Source organism: Oculatella sp. LEGE 06141 (assembly GCF_015207605.1).
Classification (GTDB): domain Bacteria; phylum Cyanobacteriota; class Cyanobacteriia; order Elainellales; family Elainellaceae; genus Oculatella.
This window is the reverse complement of sequence record NZ_JADEWO010000130.1, coordinates 1-3,450: the sequence shown is the minus strand read 5'-3', so window position 1 is coordinate 3,450 and position 3,450 is coordinate 1. Positions and strand designations below refer to the sequence as shown.

2 protein-coding genes are annotated in these 3,450 nt (G+C 42.6%); one reads left to right on the top strand and one right to left on the bottom strand.

Going from position 1 to position 3,450, the window contains the following annotated elements:
* Positions 1 to 335: 335 nt before the first annotated feature.
* Positions 336 to 2,090, bottom strand: a complete 1,755-nt coding sequence (locus IQ268_RS31850) for an alpha/beta hydrolase (RefSeq protein WP_193887479.1) — start codon at positions 2,088 to 2,090, stop codon at positions 336 to 338.
* A gap of 599 nt (positions 2,091 to 2,689) precedes the next feature.
* Between IQ268_RS31850 and IQ268_RS31845 the strand changes: the two genes are divergently transcribed.
* Positions 2,690 to 3,301 (top strand): DUF3611 family protein, encoded by a 612-nt coding sequence (locus tag IQ268_RS31845; protein ID WP_193887477.1) that lies wholly within the window; start codon positions 2,690 to 2,692, stop codon positions 3,299 to 3,301.
* Positions 3,302 to 3,450 lie beyond the last annotated feature (149 nt).

Sequence of the window (3,450 nt, the reverse complement as noted above, 5' to 3'; positions counted from 1 at the left end):
GGGTCTTGTCCCAGTCCGATTGGCTAACATCATTGATGGAGGGGACAGGGTTCTCTTCCATCTTGTTAGCCTAGCAGCACCTCTCGATTTTCTCAATTCCCTTTTTCAACCCCTTGAACAGTTACGACTGAATTATCGACACGATTTTCACCTAGGGTATGCGCTATTAAAGTTTTGTCAGACTGCAGATTTGGCACGATTAACTCCAATTTTCGGATATTGGTTAAAACAATGAATCAGAAATACCTTCAGTGAACAAAAATTAGGAAAGAGCTTATAAACTGCAACTTTTATAACAGGTCTTTAATGAGACTGACTATGGTACACCAACCAATTTATGAATTCCGCTTCTCAAAGTTTCTTTTTAAGTAGACGTGCCCTGTTACAAAATAGATAGATTTCATAATTAAGCTGCTGACACCAAGGGCTACAAAATACCGACTGAAGTCAGAACCATTAGCTGATTTCAAAGTGGTTCGGAGAGGTGGAAGCGATCGCACCAAGCTAATTCGAAGCCTATTTTGGCTGATATCACGAGCGTATGCAGCACTGACGTAAGGACGATATGTTGACTGATTAGCAATATAAGTTTGAGCAAAAGCAGTGGATAAAGCACTGGTATAGTGCTGAATCGTTACAGCATCTGAGCTAGATCCAAATCCAACGTTTGACCTTAAATGAACAACGCTTGAAAAATGGGTTCCACCGGCAATTAGTGCTAGATATTTGTCTTGAGCCCTTAGCCAACTAAACGGCTGAATCTGTTCCAATAGGACTGGAGCCAAAATATCTGAACTGCCAGCTATCATCAGAATTGGAATTTTAATCTGATTCAGGCTTGCCTGTTCTATAAGCTGGCTACCTACTGGGTTAATCAGAATGGCTGCTTTTACTCGCGGATCATCTAAATTATAGTTTACGTGAGGCAACGCCAACGCTCGACATTGAAGTAACAGCGATGGGTTCAGGAGCGGATTGAAGGTATGACAGCTAGTTTCGAGTTGATCGAATTGGAGCGTTGCACCTGCCAATACTAGTGCCGTATAGCCTCCAAACGATTGCCCAATTACTCCAACTTGCTGCAAATTCAATCGTTTCTGAAATGCTGGGTTAGATTTGGAAAGGGTGTTGAGTTCATCCAATAGATAGGATATGTCTCTTGGACGGTCAATGAATTCCTGAAGCTGCACAATTTGATTAACCTTTCCCTCAAGCAGGCTCCGGAGCTGTTCCAAACTACTTCCAGGATGTTCTGGAACGGCAACTACAAATCCATAGGAAGCTAAGTGCTGAGCTAGATAAGCAAAGTTGTATCGAGCATAGCTGAGTCCATGTGAGATGACAATCACTGGACGAGGATGTTGTATGTGTGGCAGGTAAATATCAACTGGGAATGTGCGATCGCGTGATCGATCGGTCAATGTTAGGGTATATTGCTCCCAGGTAAATTCTCCTTGCTGTCTTAGGTCTAGTGCTGGAGCATCTGCCGAAAAGGCTGTCGTAGAGGCTTCTAGGTCAGCTTGCTGATTGATCTGAGCGATCGCCTGATTGGTCTGCTCAGCGAATGTTCTCCATACATCTATTAATCTAAGGCTACGAGCTAAGTCAATATTAATAGGGTCATCAGGAAATTGACGGAGCACGTTGAGAAGAGTTAACCCATCTGGATGAACCGCAGCTTGAATGAGTGCGTCCCGAATGGCAGAAGAACTAGGCTGGGATATATCATTCTGAATTAGAGCTGTCAAAGAGCTTACTAACTGCTCCCCCATAGGAGTGTGAAGCAACGGTGCAACTTGGTGAACCTCGATAGGAAGACGAGTCAACAGAATTTGTCGAAGTTGGGTTAACTGTTTAGGTGAGGTAAAAGGAGTATGTGCAGCAAGGAAGTAATCTAATTTTCCCGTGCTGGTATAAGTTTCAAGAGTATTAATTGAGATAAGCTGTCGTAGAACACCGTAAGACAGTGAAATATGCTCTGCACTGATTGCAGGGCGGGCGGTCAATAGAGGCAGCAGTCCTAGGTTAAAAAGTGCAAATGCGAGCCGACGCCAGACTGCTGATTTACCTTTGCGAGGTAAAACATTCATCGAACCAATCCTTGCTTTCTACTTCTGTCTTTAGTTGAAGCATATGTACGAGGAATGAAATTAGCATGAAAGTTGTCTCATCTAATGGATATAAGTACTAATGAGGTTTTTCTCACAAAGACTCACAAAAAAATGAAAATAGCGTGAAATTTCTTCAGTACTTGAGTTAGAAGTAAACCTCTCTCATAAGCATGAAGCAGTGGACACGCTGATTCTCTACACTAAACAGAAGATAATTAAAAACTAGCTTCTACAGCAATTTTAATTATTGCAATGGAAAGAATAGCCCTAGTCAACTGTCGGTTAGGGAACGCTCGGATAAGAGAAGGACTCTAGGCAGGGCTGTTTTCTGCTGATTGGTGCTCTTATCTTCAAACTCGCTAAGCTAATTAGGGCTATTCATTTACTGATATTAATTTGGCAAGTACAGCTTTTGAATTAGATACAATCAATGTTTTCAATCGAACCATCTGCTCAAAACTGATATGAAAGCAGTTGGTTAGAAGCGATCGCTTGTTGCGCTGAGAAAACAGCTTTCTACTGACAGCACCCGAGCGTTTTAGTAATTTACTTTATCTTAGAACAATTAGGAACTTGACATGCAAACTATTTCAGAGACCTCTATAGTAAGCTATGAGCCAGAAAAGGTTTCTAACATACTACGAATTGCAGGGTGGTTCAGCTTATGGACACAGATCGGGTTAGCTGTTGTATCAGGGCTGATGTTAGAGTTTGCGATCGCCGGTCGTAGCTTTAGCCAAGCTGCACCTCCTGCTCCAGATGTAGGAGTCAACACTGCCACTCAAACCGCCGTATCTGGAGTTGGAGTGGGTATCTTTTGGGCCATTGCCGGAATTCTGGTATCACTATTTAGTATTTACCTGACGTTTCGGTATACACGCTTTGCAAAACGCCTTCGCAACCCTAATCCAACCCTGCGTCCCGAAAGAATCAATATTCTGTCAGTGGTACAGCTTGGTGTAATTGTGGGCCTGTTGGGACTGTTAGTAACAATCATAGGTACTGGATCAACCCTCGGCGTACTTCTAGCAAAATCCATTGCACAACCTCAAGGAGTAGCCATTTATGATCCGGGGCGGGTGATTCGATCGCTCGATATTTTCATTGCAATGGCAAACATGAGCGGTATTACTGCTCACTTTGTTGGTACAGCCACATCGTTTGGGATCTTTAATTGGCTACATCGATAACAGTAGTTAAACACTGGTTCTAAGGATCGTGAATTAAATAACCTGTAATTCTGGTTTGGCTGTGTAATTCCATTGCGGTAGAAGCTCGTCGAAGACAATCTTCATATTGGCTTTGAAACCTTCAGCAACTTTTCGACCTTTTTGATACA

Excerpts from the sequence above, each read along its gene's own strand:
- IQ268_RS31850 (WP_193887479.1), bottom strand. The coding sequence starts at position 2,090 with ATGAATGTTTTACCTCGCAAAGGTAAATCAGCAGTCTGGCGTCGGCTC.
- IQ268_RS31845 (WP_193887477.1), top strand. The coding sequence starts at position 2,690 with ATGCAAACTATTTCAGAGACCTCTATAGTAAGCTATGAGCCAGAAAAG.